Below are 16116 nucleotides of genomic sequence, written 5' to 3'. Positions count from 1 at the left end.
AGTAGCACCGAGGAGATGCGTGCCCATGGCGGCCCGAATACCTTCGTGGGCCTGGGTCAGCGGCCTGACCGTGGGCGCGGTCGCGGCAGTGGCCGTACTGGCGGTGAAGGCCGACCAGGGTCCCCACCCCACGGCCGCGACGGCCCACCCGCGACCCACCCCCTCGGCGAGCGCCAGCCCCTCGGCCAAACCCACGCCCCCGGCTCCGCCGGCCGTCCCGGCCGACTCGGGCGTGGGCCGCCGCGTCGTCTACGCCCTCGCCCAGAAGCGTGTGTGGCTGGTCGACGAGAGCGACAAACCCACCCGCACCTTCCCGGTGTGGCCGGGCACGGTGAGCCCCGACCCGGGCGCCTACGCGATCTCCCAGCGCGTGGCCGCGACGACCGGCTCGGACGGCGTGCAGATCGAGCACATCACGTACTTCGCGGGCAAGTCCGGCGTCTTCATCGCGTTCAGCAACGCCGTGGACGGCGCCTCACCCCCGCCGGCCGCCGCCGACGCCAAGACGGGCGGCATCCGCATGGGCAAGCCCGACGGCACGGCCCTGTGGACCTTCGCCGCCCAGGGCACGAAGGTCGAGGTCGTCCCCTAGGTTCTGCCCATGGAACTGGCCCAGACCGTGGCCCGGCTCGACCAGTGGCTGAAGGAGCACGCCCCGGGCGACTTCCGGCAACTCGCCCCGCCCGCCGAGCCCGCGCTCGTAACGGCTGTGGCGGAGAACCGGTTCGAGCCGCATCCAGACGTCCGGTCCTGGCTCGCCCTGCACGACGGCTCGGCCCTCGACCCCACGCCCGCCGCAGGCGCCTTCGTGCCCACCGACTTCCCGCTCCTGGGGGCCGTTGGCATGTCCGTCGGGCTGCGGGAAATGGAGGAGGAGGTCGCCCGGGCCCTGGAGGAGGACGAGGCCGAGTACGTCGTCGGTGTGACGGCGGACGTGCGCTGGCTGCCGGTGGCGATGAACCACACGGGTGGACAGCTCGTGGTCGACCACCGGGAGGGCCCCGGTTTCGGCGCGGTCCTGGAACTGGACCCGTCCATCGACGTGAACGGAGTGAAGCGCTGGGACAGCCTGTCCCACCTCTTCGACTCCGTCCTGGACGCCCTGGTCCATGGCACCCCGGTCGCCACAGCCAGCGGTGCGCGGAGCTTCCCACGCATCGAGGACACGGGAAACTCGTTGCCTCACGTCGTCTGGGACATCTACTACGGCTGACCGGTCCCGACTCATCGGAGGAAGAAGCTCGGCTCTCTTACGGCCACTGTGGATGCCAGGTCGCGCAGTTCGCCGTCAGTGATGTGCGTTCCGTACGAAGCGAGCACGGTCACGGCACCATTCCGACGCACGAAATAGAAGACCGCGTGCTGCCTGACCGTGCGCCAGGTGTTCGGGGCCACCGGTTCGCACGGCATCTGGTACAAGGGGCCACTGGAGCCTTGCGCCTCGCAGACCGGTGGGTGGAAGCCGGACTCCACCGGTGCCACGGTCACATGGACGGCCCAGCCGTTCGGATCATTGACGTCGACGCCGGCCCGCTCGGGCCACAGGCGGTAGAAGAGCTCGTGATCGTGCCGAGTGGCCCATGGGTGGTCGAGGCGGTAACCGGTGACGTCGGGCGCCAGCAGGGGGACGTCGGCATCCACGAGCTCACTGCGCTTGCTCGTTTCAGTGCGGTGGTCACCCACGAGCCCCGAAAGCGGCCACAACAGAGCAAGAGCAATGAGCAGCACGATCCGGGGCCGCCAGAAGACGGGACGGGGCGCGGTCAGGACAGTGGCCAGCGCGAACAGGGCGGCCGAGGTCAGCGGGAGAACCGCTGTCGGAAGGCTCCCGACGAGCGCCCGATCGTTCAGCTCCGCCCCGAACCAGAAGAGCAGGCTGGTGAGCACAGCAACCCGCCAGGCCGGCCGGACACCCGCCAAGCGCAGCAGCAGCCAGCTCGTCAGGAAGCCAACCACCGCTGCCGCTCTGAACAGCAGAAGGGCCAACCCCAGGCAGCCCCACTCTTGCTGATCGCACGGGAGGAGTTCATCCAAGGGCCAGGCGGACAGCGCGGCGGCAAGCACAATCAGAGCTGCCCCGAGCCCGGCTCCGACCGCCGACGACCTGGCCACACGGGTGCCCAGGAACGAGCGCCACCGAGTGGGTCCCCGATCCCCTCCAGCGCGTACCGATGCCATCTCCTCTGCCGCCCCCTCCGCAAGCCCGACCTGGAGACCGATCATGGGTGCGCGAGAAGGGGGCTGACATGAGTACACGTACTCAATGGCCCGGGCGCCAACTGCCTTGCTACTCCTGGCTCATGCGCTCTTGGGCGGCGCTGCCGTCGACGACCCACATCCGCAACCGGAACGGCCTGGGCGCGGGCGCGGGATTCGAGCCACTTCCGGACATCGCGAGCCGCGCGGGCCAGAATTGCCGCAGGGGCGAGGCGACGGAGGGGGACGAACGGATGGCGCAGGCGCGGCGGTCGATGCAGGACCTGGTCCGGCAGCGCAGGCGGGCCGGGTTCGTCGGACGGCGGGCCGAACGGGCGGCGTTCCGGGAGAACTTCGGCCATGCGCCCGAGGACGAGCGCCACCGCTTCCTGTTCCATGTGCACGGCGACGCCGGGGTCGGAAAGACCTTCTTGGTCAGGGAGATGGAGCACACCGCCCGGGAACGCGGAGCCCTGACGGCGTACGTGGACGAGGGTGTCGGCAGCGTGCCGGAGGCAATGGCCGCGATCAGCCGCCAGTTCGCCGAGCACGGATTCCGGTGCAAGGAGCTGGACCGGTTGCTGGCCGCGCACCGGGACCGCCGGCACGAGGCCGAGGCGGCGGTGGCCGCGATGGAACCGCACCCCGAAGGCCCGTCCCCGGTGAGCACGACGGCGGTACGGCTGGGCCTCGCGGGGATCGGGCTGATACCCGGGGCCGGGCCCTTCGTCGGGGCCGTAGACGCCGCCCAGCTCGCCCAGGGGGCGGACCGGTTACGGGCGAGCCTCAGCGCCCGCTTCCGCAGTCAGGACGACGTGCAGCTCGTGCTGTCGCCGGAGCGGAGCCTCACGCCGGTGCTGCTCGGCGAGCTGACGGACATCGCCGACCAGGTGCCGTGGATCGTCCTCTTCCTCGACACGTACGAGGTGACGGCCCCGTTCCTCGACAGGTGGCTGCACGACATCATGGCGACGGATCGGTACGCCGGATCGCTGCCTGCCAACGTCGTCGTGGTCACTGCCGGTCAGCAGCGCCTGGACCCCGCACGCTGGAGCGGCTTCTCCGACTTCGTCCAGGACGTTCCCCTCGGCCCGTTCACGGACGAGGAGGCACGGGGGCTCCTGGCCGTCAAAGGCGTCCTGGCCGAACCCGTCGTCGAGGAGGTGATGCGGCTCACCGGTGGGCTGCCCGTACTGGTTTCCACCCTCGCCGAAGCCCGGCCCGACGATCGCGAGGACGTGGGCGATCCGAGCGCGACGGCCGTGGAACGCTTCCTGAAGTGGGAGCAGGATCCGATACGGCGGGCGGCGGCGCTGGCCGGTGCCCTGCCCCGGCGGCTGGACGTGGACGTGTTCCAGGCGGCAGTGGACTGCCCGGAGGAGGACGTCGAACCGCTCTTCGCGTGGTTGCGCGGCATGCCGTTCGTCAGCGAGCGGGGCGACGGACTCCGGTACCACGACGTCGTACGGGCGCCGATGCTGCGGTTGCAGCGACGGCGTTCCCCGCGTGGCTGGGCACAGCGGCACGAGCGCCTGGCGGGGGCCTTCGGCGGCTGGCGCGCGGATGCGGCCAGGGGCCTTCGGCCCGACGAGGAGTGGGAGCACGAGACGTGGCGGGAGCTGCGCCTCGAGGAGAAGTACCACCTGCTGTGCTCCCAGGGGCTCGCGGTTCTCGGTGAAACGTTGCTGGACCTGGTTCTGGCCTGCCGTGAGGAGCGGGTACTCGGCCGCCGGTGGGCGCGGATGCTGGAGGACGCGGGGGAAGCCACGGACATCCCTGTTCTGCGGGAGTGGGGAAGGTGTGTGGGTGAGGCTCTGTCCGACGAGCAGTCCGGGGTGCGCGAGGCGATGGACCGGCTCCTGGCCAGGACCGGTCTGGACGTTCGCGGGCGGGCTGTGGCGCACACGGTGCGGGGCAGGGAACTGCGGAACGCCGGCGAGTACCAGCGGGCGCTGGCCGAGTACGACCGGGCGGTCGAACTCGATCCGGAGCTGTCCTGGGCCCATTACGGGCGGGGCTACACGCTCGCCCTGTCGGGTGATTCCTCCGCGGCGTTGGCCGAGTACGACCGTGCCGACGAACTGGCCCCCGACACCGCATGGATCATCGCGGAGCGCGGGGAGACATTGCGGGTCCTGGGACGGTTCGAAGAGGCCCTCGACGCGTGCGACCGGGCTTTCCGTCTGGACCCGACCGACGCCTTCCCGCTCGCCTCCAGGGCGGCGTGCAAGCATGCGCTCGGGCAGTACGACGCCGCTCTCGCCGACTTTGACCGGGCGCTGAGCCTCGATGAGGACTACCTGTGGGCACTGGTGAGGAGGGCCCGGCTGCACCGCACCAGGGAGCAATGGGACGAAGCGTTCGCCGACCTGGACCGGGCGGTCGGCCTGGCACCCGACTCCGCATGGATCGCGTCGGAGCGCGGTGACGCCTACCGGCTCGCCGGCAGGTTCGAAGAGGCCGTCACCGAGCTCGGACGAGTTCTGACGCTCGAGCCCCGCCACGAGTCGGCCCTGGCGAGCCGGGGTGCGGTCCTTTTCGAGATGGGCAGGTTCGAGGAGGCCTTGGCCGACCTCACCGGTGCGGTGGAACTGGACCCTGAATATTCCTGGGCGCTGGTGATGCGCTCCCGCGTGAGGCTTCGGCTGAACGACCGCGACGGCATGTTCGAGGACCTCCGCCGAGCGGTTGACGCCGCCCCGGACGCCAACTGGGTCGGGCTCGAACTGGCAGAGCAGTACCGGATCGCGGGCCGCTACGACGAGTCCGTCGTCCTGTACCAACGGCTGCTGGGACGGGATCCGGAGTACCCGTACGCGCTCGCCGGTCTCGGCGCCGTCCACCGCGCCCGATCCGAGTACACCGAAGCCCGCCGGTTCCTCGACCGAGCGCTGGCAGCCGACCCGGACTACGGCTGGGCGTACGGACAGCGTGCGCGTGTCTGTGTCGCGACCGGGTGGGTCGAACAGGCCGTGGCCGACCTGGACCGGTGTGTCGCCCTGCGGTCGGAGACGGACTGGGCACGCCGAACCGTGATCGAGCTTCTGATGTGGTGCGACCGGTGGGACGAGGCACTGGACCGGCTGGCCGACGCGCGGACGGAAGTGACCAGCGACGAGGACAGCATGGATGACTTGTGGACAACCGTGTACCGGCATGAGGGTCGACCGGCAGAGGCTCGATCGGTCGCAGAGCGGTTGCGCGTTTCGGAGCCCGTTCCAGGTACCTATCAACTGTCCATGGTGATGGCGCGCTTCGAGGGGATGCCGGCTGCGAGGCCGCTGTGGCGGGAGCTGGCACGGTCACTGCCCGAACTCGAACTGGACGCGGCGGGACGTGCGGTAGGACGGTGCGTCGTGGGCTGGGGCCTCGGCGACTGGGCCGAGGCCGACCGCGCACTGGCCGAAGTCCTGGCCGCCGATCCGGACTGGGACGATCTCGCGGACCTCGCCCACTTCCTCACCGAACTGCTCCACAGCCCAGGCGCGGACCGCTCCCGCCTCGCCCCCCGCCTGGCGACCGTCGGCGCCGCCCGCGACGCCGTCCGGGCGCGTTACGCGGAATGACCGGCGAACGTGACGAACACCATCCAGGCCGTTCCCCTGAACGCGAGCCGTGCACCGTCCCGGTCCTTGGAGTCACGGACGTGGACGGTGGTGGGGGAGGGGGCGGCTATGGCCACCTCGACACACTCCGGGCCGTCATTGCTGCTGTAGCTGCTTTTGAACCACTTCAGCGGGGTGGTGGCGGTCATGTCTCTTCTCCCAGCACTTTTTTGAGGAAGGCCAGCGACTCCCTGGGCGTGAGAGCCTGCGCCCGGATCATTCCATAGCGCATATCCAGGATCTGGACTTCCCGCGGGTCACTGATCACACGGTTGTGCAGCTGGGCCTCTGAATGTCCCAGCATCTTGCCGTCTCTGAGTTTCAGTACCTGGAGCGAACCGCCCATGCCGGCGTGGTCCTCGCATCCGGTGGGCATCACCTGGATCTCGACGTGCCGCAAGGTGCTGACGTCCAGCAGGTGTTCGAGCTGTTGCCGCAGCACCATCCTGCCCCCGATCGGCCGTCTCAGTGTCACCTCTTCCTGGACGAATGTGAGCAGTGCCCGGGGTGTTCGGTCGAAAACGGCCTTGCGCGCCATGCGTGCGGCGACATGACGATCGATCTCGTCCTCGGCGTAGGAGGGGCGCCGCATCGCGTACAGCGCTCGGGCGTACTCCGGAGTCTGCAAGAGGCCGTGGATCTGGTGATTGGCATAGGCCCCCAACTCGACGGCCTCGCCCTCCAACTTCGCCAAGTCCCGTACCTTTTTCGGGTACCGGGCCCGCTCCACATCCGCCTTCATCACGGACAGCTTCCCGCCCGCGCCGAGCACCTCGTCGGCCTTGTCGAGGAAGTCGGGCTTGGGGATGCGCCGTCCGCGTTCGGCCGAGGAGACCATCTCGTCGCCGTACCCGATGGCGGCGCCGAGTTCTCCCTGCTTGAGCCCGGCGGCCTCCCGCCACATCTTGATCTGCCGACCGACTGTCCGGAGTACGGCCTCGGCCTCTTCGTCCTCCATGCGATCCCCTCCCGACGTACGAGCCGGACGACTCCGCCCTGCGCCCGTACAGTCACGTTGCGTACCGTGGTGATGGCTGTTCAGCCTAGGGATGGATGACGACTCTGGGTGACATGAGTAGGAAATTCCCCCTTCCGATCGCTGCTCCGCCGGCCCGCTTCGCCGTGCAGCTCTCCGCGACGCGCAGAGGAGCGCGACTGGCCCGCCTGCTGGCCGAGCGCCAACTGGACGACTGGGGAGTGGACTGGGCGGACGCGGTGCAGATCGTGGCGGAGCTGGCGGCGAACGCGGCGTTCCATGGGCGGGTCAGGGGGCGGGACTTCCGGCTCGTGCTGAAGCTGCGCGGGGACGGCGACCTGCGTATCGAGGTGACCGACGCGCGCGGCGACCGGCTCCCGAGGATCGCGGACCCGGTGGCGGCGGACGCGGAGTCGGGACGGGGCCTGCTGCTCGTGGCCGCGCTCGCCGACCGCTGGGGCGTTGCTGAGGCACCCGCCCACGGCAAGACGGTCTGGGCCGAACTCGCACCGCGTCGCGGAGATCGGTGACCCGGCGGCGCCCGACGCCAAAGACCAAAGAACCGGGGAAAGAACCGAACCCGCCCCCACCGCCCCCGTCGATCACCCGGCGGAGTGAATATGCCCCGCCCGGCTGGCGTGGCGAGATGATCGTGGTGCAGCGTCTGTTGCACCAACCGGCGCGGTTCTTTCGCTGACGCTTTCGGATCACTTTCACCACACCTCCCTCACCAGTCCATCCCCTGAACAGACCGTTCCCGTTCGATTAAAGTGCTGAATTGTTGGGCGTACGGACGGGTAACTCTCGGGGAGGTCTCAGCGTGGGTGCGACGTCCGGGGGTGTCTGGGGGCGTGGCGAGCAGCAGGACTTCCGGAGTCGGGTGCGGGGGACGTTGCTCGGGGTGGCCGTGGGGGACGCCCTCGGTGCGCCGGTGGACTCGCTGGACCTCGGCGCGATCAGGGAGGCCCACGGACCCGAGGGGATCCGCGATCTCGTGCCCGCCCACGGGCGGCGCGGCGCCGTCACGCACGTCACGCAGCTCACCCTGTTCACCGTCGACGGGCTCATCCGGGCGCAGGTCCGCCGCGACACCGGCGCCTGGCATCCACCCACCGATCTGCACCGCGCCTACCTGCGGTGGGCCGCCACCCAGCGGGACTGGGGGCCCGACGAGCGGCGCGAGGACGACGGCTGGCTGGCCCGCGAGGAGTGGCTGTACGCCCGCCGGGGCCCGAGCCGGCCGCTGCTGATGGGGTTCGGGGACGACACCATGGGCACCCTGGAGGCGCCCAAGAACCCCGCCGAGACCGGTCCGGAGGCGGTCGCCCGGTCGGCGCCGTTCGGGCTTCTCGTCGGTTGGGAGCCGCAGCTCGTCACGCAACTAGCCCTCGAGTGCGCCGCGCAGACCCACGGGCACCCCACCGCCTGTCTCGCCGCCGGCGCCTACGCCGTCATCGTGCACGCCCTCGCCCGCGGCGACAGTCTCGACGGCGCCGTGCAGAAGGCGCTGGCGCTGCTCGCCGCGCGCCCCGGCCACCAGCCCGTGTCGGACGCCCTCCAGCACGCGCTGGGCGCGGTACGGCAGGGCATGCCGACCCCGGACCGGGTGGAGGACCTGGCGGGGGAGGGGACGGCGGCGGGGCTGCTCGCCGTGTCCGTGTACTGCGCGCTGGTGAGCGAGGACGTACGCCACGGGCTGTGCCTGGCGGTGAACCACAGCGGCTCCTCCAGCGCTGCCGGTGCCCTCACCGGCGGACTGCTCGGCGCCCTGCACGGGGAGACGGTCCTCCCGCCGGCCTGGCTGGCCGAGCTGGAGGGCCGTCCCACTCTGCTGCTCCTGGCGGACGACTTCGCGATGGAGATGACCCAGGGACCCGCACTGCACGGGCCCACCGGGTCCTCTCCGGGATGGCTGGCACGCTATCCGCGCGGGGCCCGGTAGTCCGTCCGGGACCCCGGCCCGGAGGCCGGGGTCCCGGCACAAGCGGAGCCCCCTCGGCAAGGACGGCGAACTCGTCGAGAGGGCCCATCAATCGGTGCTTGTCGCAGTTGTCTTGACGTCGTCTTCTCAAGCCTTGAGCGACGTCACGAACGTGTTCCAGGCGTCGGCGCGAAAGCCGACCACCGGGCCCGTGGGGACCTTGGAGTCCCGGACCGCCATGGCCGCGACCACCGGTGACTTGACTTCGACGCACGCGCCGTTGCCCGTGGAGTACGAGGACTTGGTCCACGTCTCCGTGGTGCCCTGACGAATTGCCATTTCTGCTCCGGAATGCGAGTGGAGTGGATTGCGCCACCGTTGTGCTTGATGGCGTGATCGACGCTACCCGCCGCACTCCATGTCGGAAGCGACCGTTCATCCTTACGGATGGCATATTCCAAGGGAGTCTTCCGGCTTTGCCTGGTGACGGTGTACGGTGCGGCGCCTTCAACCCGCAGCACTCAGCGCGCGTGCTCCTTGGCCATGTTCGCGATGAACTGCCGTGACTGCTCGACGTTCAGTGCCTGCGCCCGCAGGTGCTCGTACATCACGCTGTACTTCTGGACGTCGTTCGCCTTCTCCAGGTACAGGTCGCTGGTGACGCCCTCGATGTAGACGACGCTGGAGTCCGCCGCGTCCGGGAACTCCAGGATCGCGTACTGCCCGTTGAGGCCCGGGTGCGCGCCCATCTCGAAGGGGATGACCTGCACGGTCACGTGCGGCAGCCGGGTCTGCTCGACCAGGTGCTCCAACTGCTCCCGCATCAGGGAGGGGCTGCCGACGACCCGGCGCAGCGCGGCCTCGTCCAGGACCGTCCACAGCCGCAACGGGTTCTCGGAGGCGGAGATTCGTTCCTGCCTGCGCATTCTGACCTGCACCCGCTTCTCGATGTCCGCGTGTGCCGTCTCCGGCAGGGCGCCGGCGATCAGCGCCTCCGCGTACTGGCGGGTCTGCAGCAGCCCGGGCACGACCTGCGGGTCGTAGATGCGCAGGCTCGCCGCGTCCGTCTCCAGGCCGATGTAGACGCTGTAGGGGATGTCGCCGAACGAGTGCCACCAGCCCTGCTGGCGCGAGTCCTTGGCCATCTGCATCAGCGAGTCGACGACCCGGTGGTCGTCCACCTCGTAGACCCCGCACAGATCGCGGACGTCACGCTGGCTGATGCTGCGCCGGCCGTTCTCCAGGCGGCTGATCTTCGACTGCGACACCAGCAGTCGCTCGGCCACCTCCTCGGCCGTCATGCCCTTGAGTTCGCGCAGCCTGCGCAGCTCCTGGCCCAGTCGGCGCCGCCTGACTGTGGGATTGACATTGGACGCCACGGGACGTGCACCTCCGGCCGCATGCCTCTACTTTGCGTATCTGCTGCTGAGCAGACTGCCACCAAGGTGCTTCATACCGCTGGGAAACGCCGGATATGCAGCGAGTACACGTCAGTTCGGGCACGCGTTCAGCACTCGGACGTGGCAGAGCGGGCGGCGGGACGCGTACGAGGTGTACGGTCCCGCCGCCCTTGTCGATCCTGCGGCTCCCGAACCGTCGCTCCGGGGCTGGGGACTGCGATGCGGCGTGTGCTGTGCGGTGCGGCGTTGCTGTGTGCGGTGCGGCTCAGTGGGCCACGGCGCGGGCCATGGCGCCGCGGCGTGGCTGCATCGGCACGCCCCGAGCGGGTTCCGCCGCGGGCCTGGCGCCCGCCCCGCTCTGGCGGCCTGCCGAGGCCGCGTTGCGGCGTGGCTGGGCCGCCACGCCGTTCTGGACGTCCATCACGGCGTGCGCCACGAGTCCGCCCATGGGGTCGTGCCGGATCAGGTCCCTGAGCCGGGACCGTGACGACCGTCCCTCGTTGCCGGGGTACAGGTGCTTGCCGAGGCCGACCGCGTGCGCCAGCGCGGCGAGCGCCGCGGTCCGCGGGTCCGGCGGTACGCCGGTGCGGATCGCCGAGTCCAGCCGGGCCCTGATCTCCCGGCTGATGGCGGTGTCCGTCGCCTGGTAGCGAGTCGTCGGCAGCACCCCGCACATCTGGCCGGCCACGGCGTGCACCATGCCGCACCGCTCCAGATGCGAGAGGTAGGTCTGGCGGAGCCCGAGACGCGGCCCGCCGATCCAGTGGACGGCCCGTACCGGAGCGCCGCGCCTTCGCAGCAACTCCAACGCGCAGTCCAGAGTTGGATCTCCTGTCGGCCGTGGTGCCACCACGGCGATACGATCCCCGTCTGGGGCTATCCGTCCGGCCAGCGCCAGCTCCACTAGCTGTGCTCCGGCCAGACCTAGGTCGAGCGACTGCGGCTGCGCAGTGGTACCCGTGGCCGGGTCCAGTGCCAGCAGCAGAAGCTCTTCCGGAAGTGTTCTGCGGCTCCTGCCCATCCATGCCTCCCCGCGTGGATGAATGACAGGGTGACCCCTCTCACATTGGTCTGTCGAGGGTGCGTGACCGGTTCGTAAGGGAACCGGTAGGTATGTCGTTCTCGTCTATCGCATCGGTTTGGCCCGTACACAGGACACTGGTACATGGTTCGGACAGCGGTACGGCCAACGGTTCGGCTGCGTCGTCCGGGTGGCGGGTCAGGTCGTGATGCACGGTTCGGTAGCGGCACGTTGGGCGTGCGGCGCATGAGGAGGTATCGGTGGCGGGCGAGTCCCCCGACAGGTCGAAGCAGCGCGAATCGTCGGCAGATGGGACGTCGGGGAGCGCGGGTTCGGTTCCCGAGTCCAGGAACGAGGCCGGCGACCCCCGCCTCGCGTTGACGGGGGAGTCCGGAGAGTCGGGAGCGTCCGGCGGCTCCGAGCAACGCGGCGGGGTCGACACGGCCACTCGGGTGCTTTCGGTGCGGGATGTGAAGCCGGGGACTACGCGGGAGTCGGAGCCGGAGAAGGCGACCGACGAGGGCGGGGCCGCCGACGACGGTGACGAGGCCGACGCGGCGGGTGACGGGCGCCTGCGTGCGGCGGTGGCCGCGTGGGTGAGCTCCGGGAGCGACGGGAAGCGCCCGGAGGCGGAGACCGAGGGTGCCTCCGGCTCCCCCGAGGCCGACGACGCGGAGGACGCCTCCGACGGGGAGGCTGCCGCGCGCGGGAAGGCCGGGTCCGAGTCCCGGGCCGCGGACGAGACCGCGCAGGACGCGGAGGGCGCCGACGACGCCCAGCGCGGCGGGAAGGCCGGGGTCGCGCCGGAGGCCGACGTGGAGGGGCCTGACGACGCCGAGCGTGGGAAGGACGGGGACAGGTCCCGGGCCGTCGACGAGACCGCGCAGGACGCTTCCGACGCCGAGGACGTCGACGACACCGAGGATGACGCCGACGCCGAGGGCGCCCAGGCCGGAACCGCGCCCGAGGACGCCACGCGTTCGAAGGACGGGGCTGAGCCCAAAGCTGACGCCGAGGACGCCGAGGACGCCGGCGATGACGGCGATGACGGCGACGGCAAGCGTGGCGAGGCCGACGAGCCCACCGAGGCCGCCGAGAGCGCCGGCGATGACGGCGACGGCAAGCGTGGCGGCGACGGCAAGCCCGCCGGGGCCGGCGAGGCCGGCGAGGCCGCAGAGGACGCCGGCGAGGCCGCCGAGGACTCCCACGAGGCCCACGAGGCCGACGAAGCCGCCGAGGACGCCCCCGAGGCCGGTGACGGTGGCTCGGAGGGCTCGGGCTCGGGTGAGAAGCCGCCCGTGGACCAGCCCACCACCATGCTGAAGCTGGGCGGTGCCGCCAAAAAGCCCCAGGTCGACCAGCCCACCACCATGCTGAAGCTGGGCGGTGCCGCCAAAAAGCCCCAGGTCGACCAGCCCACCACCATGCTCAAGCTGGGCGGCGACAAGAAGCGGGCGCCCGAGTCCGACGCCGAGCGGACCAGCAAGTTCGTCGCGCTCAAGCGGCCCGACGCGGTGCAGACCCGCAAGCCGCAGCCCGCGCAGCCGGTCACGCCCAAGCCCGCGCCCGCGCCCGCGGAGGGCACGGCCGCCGTCCCGCAGGCCGGCCCCGAGCGCACCACCCAGCAGCCGCTGCCGCCCAGGCCGCCGCTGGACCTGCTGGCCGAGCTCACGAACACTCCGCCGCCCCCGGAGACCCCGCTGCGCACCGCGGTGCGCCGCGTCAAGATCTGGACCCCGCTGGTCGTCCTCCTGCTGATCGTCTTTGCGGTCGTGCAGGCCGTGCGCCCGCTGCCGGAGCCCGCCCTCGCGCTGACCGCCGAGCCCACGTACACCTTCGACGGCGACCAGGTGAAGCTGCCGTGGCCCGACGAGGGCCAGGGCTGGATGGACGTCGACGGCGTCGGCACGATGGACCACTTCGGCGACCAGAAGCCGGTCGCCATCGGCTCGGTCGCCAAGACGATGACCGCGTACATCATCCTGCGCGACCACCCGCTGAAGGCCGGTGAGGAAGGCCCGAAGATCGAGATCGACCCGACGGCAGAGAAGGAGGGCGGCTACGACAAGGCCGGCGAGTCCACGCTCAACACCATGAAGGCCGGCGAATTCCTCACCGAGAAGCAGGCCCTGTCCGCGGTCATGATCCCCTCCGCGAACAACATCGCGCGTCTGCTGGCCCGCTGGGACGCCGGCTCCGAGGCGGAGTTCGTCAAGAAGATGAACGCCACCGCCAAGGAACTCGGCATGTCCCACACGACGTACACCGACCCCTCGGGTCTGAAGGAGACCACCGTCTCCTCCGCCGAGGACCAGGTGAAGCTCGGCACCGCGGCCATGAGGATCCCGGCCATGGTGGCCGTCACCAGCGCGGCCAGCTGGACGGACCCGACCGGGACGTACTGGAACAACTACAACGAGCTGCCCTACACCATCGGCGCGATCGGCATCAAGACCGGCTCCACCACCGCGGCCGGCGGCAACCTGCTCTTCGCCGCCCACAAGCAGGTCGGCGGCCGGACGGTGACGATCGTCGGCGCGATCCTCGGCCAGCACAAGCCGACGATCCTTCAGACGGTCAACGCGGTCAGCAAGACCGCGCTGCTCGCCGCGCAGGACGTGCCGACCTCGGCGAAGATCCTGAAGAAGGGCGACGTCGTCGGGTACGTCGACGACCGGCTCGGCGGTCACACGCCGGTCGTCGTCACCAAGGACGTCACCGCGGTCGGCTGGGCCGGGCTGCGGCTGAAGCTGTCCCTCACCACCAAGGACGTCCTGCCGCACACCGCGAAGGCCGGTACGGAGGTGGGCAGCCTCACCGTCGGTGACGGCGCGGACGGTGCCGTACAGGTGCCCGTCGCCCTTCAGGGGGACCTCGCCGAGCCGGGCTTCCCTGCCAAGCTGACCCGCATCGGCTGACCTGCGCGTCATCCGGCGGCCGGAGCCGCCCCCGCCCACCCCGTCGGGCAGCCCCACCCGGGAGCTGACCCGGCGGGGTGCGTGCTAGCGTCACGAATCGGGCACGTCGCCGGTCGCGGGACGCGGCCGCGGACAGAGAACAGGACACGGGGAGTGCCTTCAGGTGGCCACAGCGGATCCGACACGCGCTGACGACGCCGATCCGGGCCCGGGGAACGGTGCCCGAATAGGCGCGTCCACGCCTGACGCGGCCGGTGACCACGGGCGGCCGGGCGACCCCGCGGACGACCGGGGCGGCGAAGGGTCCCGCGTCCGGTCCGCGGTCCTGGCGGTCCGGGAGCGGATGCTGCGGCACCCCGTCCTGTCCGTCACCGTCCTGGCCGGTCTGCTGCACATCGTCTGGTTCTTCACGTTCGCCAACAGCGGCGGCGACCTCGCGGCGCAGGACGCCTGGGCCGAGTTCGTCGGCCGGCACCCCGACTCGGCGTACAACCTCGCCTGGTACGGCGGCATGCACCCGGTGTCGTACAGCGTGGTGTCGCCGTACCTGATGTCCCTGCTGGGCGTCCGCACCACGATGATGATCGCGGGCACGGTCTCGGCGGCCCTGCTGACGCTGGTCCTCATCCGCAGCCGCTCGGTCAGGAACCCGCTGTGGGCGGCGCTGACGGGCGTCTTCGGGCTGGTGTGCAACGCGGTGTCGGGCCGGGTGACCTTCGGGCTGGGCACGATGTTCGCGCTGGGCGCGGTCGCGGCCGTGTTCTGCTGGCCGCACCGCTGGCGCTTCAAACGCTGGGCGAAGGCGCTGGTCGCGGCGCCGCTGGCCGCACTCGCCACCATGTCCTCGCCCGTGGCGGGCCTGTTCGTGGGCCTGGTCGCGGTCGCGCTGTTCCTGCAGAAGCGCCGCCCGGGCGCCTGGGCGCTGGGCCTGGCCCCGGCCGCCGTGGTGGCCGTGTCGGCCTGGCTGTTCCCCTTCTCCGGCACCCAGCCGATGGCGTTCGCCTCGGTGATCCTGCCCCTGCTCTACGTCGTCCTCGCCGTCGTCCTCGTCCCCCGGGAGTGGAAGACGGTCCGGATCACGTCCGCGGTGTACGGCCTCGCGGTCGTCCTGGTGTGGCTGATCAGCTCGCAGATCGGCTCCAACATCACCCGGCTGGCCATGCTGTTCGCCGGGGTGGTGATGGTGGCGGCGCTGCCGTTCACGGTCCCGCGCTCGCGCACCTGGTTCACGACCGTGCTGGCCGTCGCCGTGTTCGTCGGCTGGATAGGGTTCAAGTCGGTCGACGACATCGTCAACACCACCCCCGCCGCCTCCTGGGCGCGCGAGCTGGCCCCCCTGGTCAACCAGTTGCAGCAGGTCGGCGCGGAGAGGGGCCGGGTCGAGGTGGTCCCCGCCCGCTCCCACCGCGAGGCCTCCGCGCTGGCGCCCTACGTCAACCTGGCCCGCGGCTGGAACCGCCAGGCCGACATGCAGCGCAACCCGCTCTTCTACGACGACACGCTCAACTCGGCGAACTACCACGACTGGCTGCAGCGGTGGGCGGTGCACTACGTGGTGCTGCCCAAGGGCGACGTCGACGGCGACGGCGGCGAGCGCGAGCGCGCCCTGGTGCAGGAGGGCATGCCGTACCTCAAGCAGGTCTGGGGCGACGCCAACTGGCAGCTGTTCAAGGTCACCGACCCGGCGCCGCTCGCCGAGCCGGACGCGGTCGTCGAACGCGCCGAGCAGGGCGAGATGACCATCCAGGTGCGCAAGGCGGGCCGCATCCTCATCCGCATCCCGTACTCGCCCTGGCTGAGCCTCGTCGACGACGAGGGCAAGAGCCTCAAGCCGCCCCAGGAGACCGACGCCTCCAAGCACCGCGCCGAGGGCGAGCCGAAGACGTACGACAACGTCAACGGCTGCCTCATGGAGACGGAGCAGGACGCCCAGGGCGACAAGTGGACCGCGCTGCTCGCGCCGAAGGCGGGCACGTACCGGCTGGCGTCGCCGTACCAGCTGCCGCGGGGCACTCCGTGCCCGGACGAGTTGAACTGACCGCTGCCGGGTCGGGAGCGGGGGGCCGGGGACTGCCGTCC

13 protein-coding genes are annotated in these 16116 nt (G+C 70.8%); 7 read left to right on the top strand and 6 right to left on the bottom strand.

Annotation, left to right across the window (positions count from 1 at the left end):
* Positions 1–25 precede the first annotated feature (25 nt).
* Together ACIHCX_RS23690 and ACIHCX_RS23685 are read left to right on the top strand one after the other, a co-directional pair.
* Positions 26–592, top strand: coding sequence for a hypothetical protein (locus ACIHCX_RS23690; protein WP_400032568.1), 567 nt, complete (start codon positions 26–28; stop codon positions 590–592).
* Positions 593–601: 9 nt separating this feature from the next.
* Positions 602–1213: a hypothetical protein gene (locus tag ACIHCX_RS23685; RefSeq protein ID WP_400032566.1), complete on the top strand. Its 612-nt coding sequence runs from the start codon at positions 602–604 to the stop codon at positions 1211–1213.
* 11 nt (positions 1214–1224) lie between these two features.
* Here ACIHCX_RS23685 and ACIHCX_RS23680 read toward each other — a convergent pair whose 3' ends face one another.
* On the bottom strand, positions 1225–2034 hold the full coding sequence (locus ACIHCX_RS23680; RefSeq protein WP_400032564.1) for a hypothetical protein: 810 nt from the start codon (positions 2032–2034) through the stop codon (positions 1225–1227).
* A 212-nt stretch (positions 2035–2246) separates the two neighbouring features.
* On the opposite strand from ACIHCX_RS23680, the gene ACIHCX_RS23675 reads away from it, so the two are divergent.
* Positions 2247–5762 (top strand): tetratricopeptide repeat protein, encoded by a 3516-nt coding sequence (locus ACIHCX_RS23675; protein ID WP_400032562.1) that lies wholly within the window; start codon positions 2247–2249, stop codon positions 5760–5762.
* Here the strand turns inward: ACIHCX_RS23675 and ACIHCX_RS23670 are convergent.
* Positions 5750–5950, bottom strand: a complete 201-nt coding sequence (locus ACIHCX_RS23670) for a DUF397 domain-containing protein (protein ID WP_400032560.1) — start codon at positions 5948–5950, stop codon at positions 5750–5752. The genes ACIHCX_RS23675 and ACIHCX_RS23670 overlap by 13 nt on opposite strands.
* Positions 5947–6759: a helix-turn-helix domain-containing protein gene (locus ACIHCX_RS23665; protein WP_400032558.1), complete on the bottom strand. Its 813-nt coding sequence runs from the start codon at positions 6757–6759 to the stop codon at positions 5947–5949. The genes ACIHCX_RS23670 and ACIHCX_RS23665 overlap by 4 nt, the downstream gene beginning before the upstream one ends.
* A 113-nt stretch (positions 6760–6872) precedes the next feature.
* Between ACIHCX_RS23665 and ACIHCX_RS23660 the strand changes: the two genes are divergently transcribed.
* Together ACIHCX_RS23660 and ACIHCX_RS23655 are read left to right on the top strand one after the other, a co-directional pair.
* Positions 6873–7307: an ATP-binding protein gene (locus ACIHCX_RS23660; protein ID WP_400032556.1), complete on the top strand. Its 435-nt coding sequence runs from the start codon at positions 6873–6875 to the stop codon at positions 7305–7307.
* A gap of 290 nt (positions 7308–7597) precedes the next feature.
* Positions 7598–8719: an ADP-ribosylglycohydrolase family protein gene (locus tag ACIHCX_RS23655; protein ID WP_400032554.1), complete on the top strand. Its 1122-nt coding sequence runs from the start codon at positions 7598–7600 to the stop codon at positions 8717–8719.
* Positions 8720–8845: 126 nt separating this feature from the next.
* On the opposite strand, the gene ACIHCX_RS23650 is transcribed toward ACIHCX_RS23655, so the two are convergent.
* The 3 genes from ACIHCX_RS23650 to ACIHCX_RS23640 all read right to left on the bottom strand — a co-directional run bounded on the left by ACIHCX_RS23650 (position 8846) and on the right by ACIHCX_RS23640 (position 11119).
* Positions 8846–9037 carry a DUF397 domain-containing protein gene (locus tag ACIHCX_RS23650; RefSeq protein ID WP_400032552.1) on the bottom strand — a complete coding sequence of 64 codons (192 nt, stop codon included), beginning with the start codon at positions 9035–9037 and terminating at the stop codon, positions 8846–8848.
* Between the two features lie 182 nt (positions 9038–9219).
* On the bottom strand, positions 9220–10077 hold the full coding sequence (locus ACIHCX_RS23645) for a helix-turn-helix domain-containing protein (RefSeq protein WP_400032550.1): 858 nt from the start codon (positions 10075–10077) through the stop codon (positions 9220–9222).
* 286 nt (positions 10078–10363) lie between these two features.
* Positions 10364–11119: a GPP34 family phosphoprotein gene (locus ACIHCX_RS23640; protein WP_400032548.1), complete on the bottom strand. Its 756-nt coding sequence runs from the start codon at positions 11117–11119 to the stop codon at positions 10364–10366.
* A 470-nt stretch (positions 11120–11589) separates the two neighbouring features.
* Between ACIHCX_RS23640 and ACIHCX_RS23635 the strand changes: the two genes are divergently transcribed.
* Positions 11590–14037 (top strand): D-alanyl-D-alanine carboxypeptidase, encoded by a 2448-nt coding sequence (locus ACIHCX_RS23635; RefSeq protein ID WP_400032546.1) that lies wholly within the window; start codon positions 11590–11592, stop codon positions 14035–14037.
* 163 nt (positions 14038–14200) lie between these two features.
* Positions 14201–16075: an MFS transporter gene (locus ACIHCX_RS23630; RefSeq protein WP_400032544.1), complete on the top strand. Its 1875-nt coding sequence runs from the start codon at positions 14201–14203 to the stop codon at positions 16073–16075.
* Positions 16076–16116 lie beyond the last annotated feature (41 nt).

Source organism: Streptomyces sp. NPDC052043 (genome assembly GCF_044548235.1).
Taxonomy (GTDB): domain Bacteria; phylum Actinomycetota; class Actinomycetes; order Streptomycetales; family Streptomycetaceae; genus Streptomyces.
Note: the sequence above shows the minus strand (reverse complement) of the source record. Positions and strands in the feature narration are given on the sequence as shown.

Bases quoted from the DNA above. Each gene is read 5' to 3' on its own strand.
- ACIHCX_RS23640 (WP_400032548.1), bottom strand. From the start codon at position 11,119: ATGGGCAGGAGCCGCAGAACACTTCCGGAAGAGCTTCTGCTGCTGGCA.
- ACIHCX_RS23660 (WP_400032556.1), top strand. From the start codon at position 6,873: ATGAGTAGGAAATTCCCCCTTCCGATCGCTGCTCCGCCGGCCCGCTTC.
- ACIHCX_RS23675 (WP_400032562.1), top strand. From the start codon at position 2,247: ATGAGTACACGTACTCAATGGCCCGGGCGCCAACTGCCTTGCTACTCC.
- ACIHCX_RS23665 (WP_400032558.1), bottom strand. From the start codon at position 6,759: ATGGAGGACGAAGAGGCCGAGGCCGTACTCCGGACAGTCGGTCGGCAG.
- ACIHCX_RS23650 (WP_400032552.1), bottom strand. From the start codon at position 9,037: ATGGCAATTCGTCAGGGCACCACGGAGACGTGGACCAAGTCCTCGTAC.
- ACIHCX_RS23670 (WP_400032560.1), bottom strand. From the start codon at position 5,950: ATGACCGCCACCACCCCGCTGAAGTGGTTCAAAAGCAGCTACAGCAGC.
- ACIHCX_RS23685 (WP_400032566.1), top strand. From the start codon at position 602: ATGGAACTGGCCCAGACCGTGGCCCGGCTCGACCAGTGGCTGAAGGAG.
- ACIHCX_RS23690 (WP_400032568.1), top strand. From the start codon at position 26: ATGGCGGCCCGAATACCTTCGTGGGCCTGGGTCAGCGGCCTGACCGTG.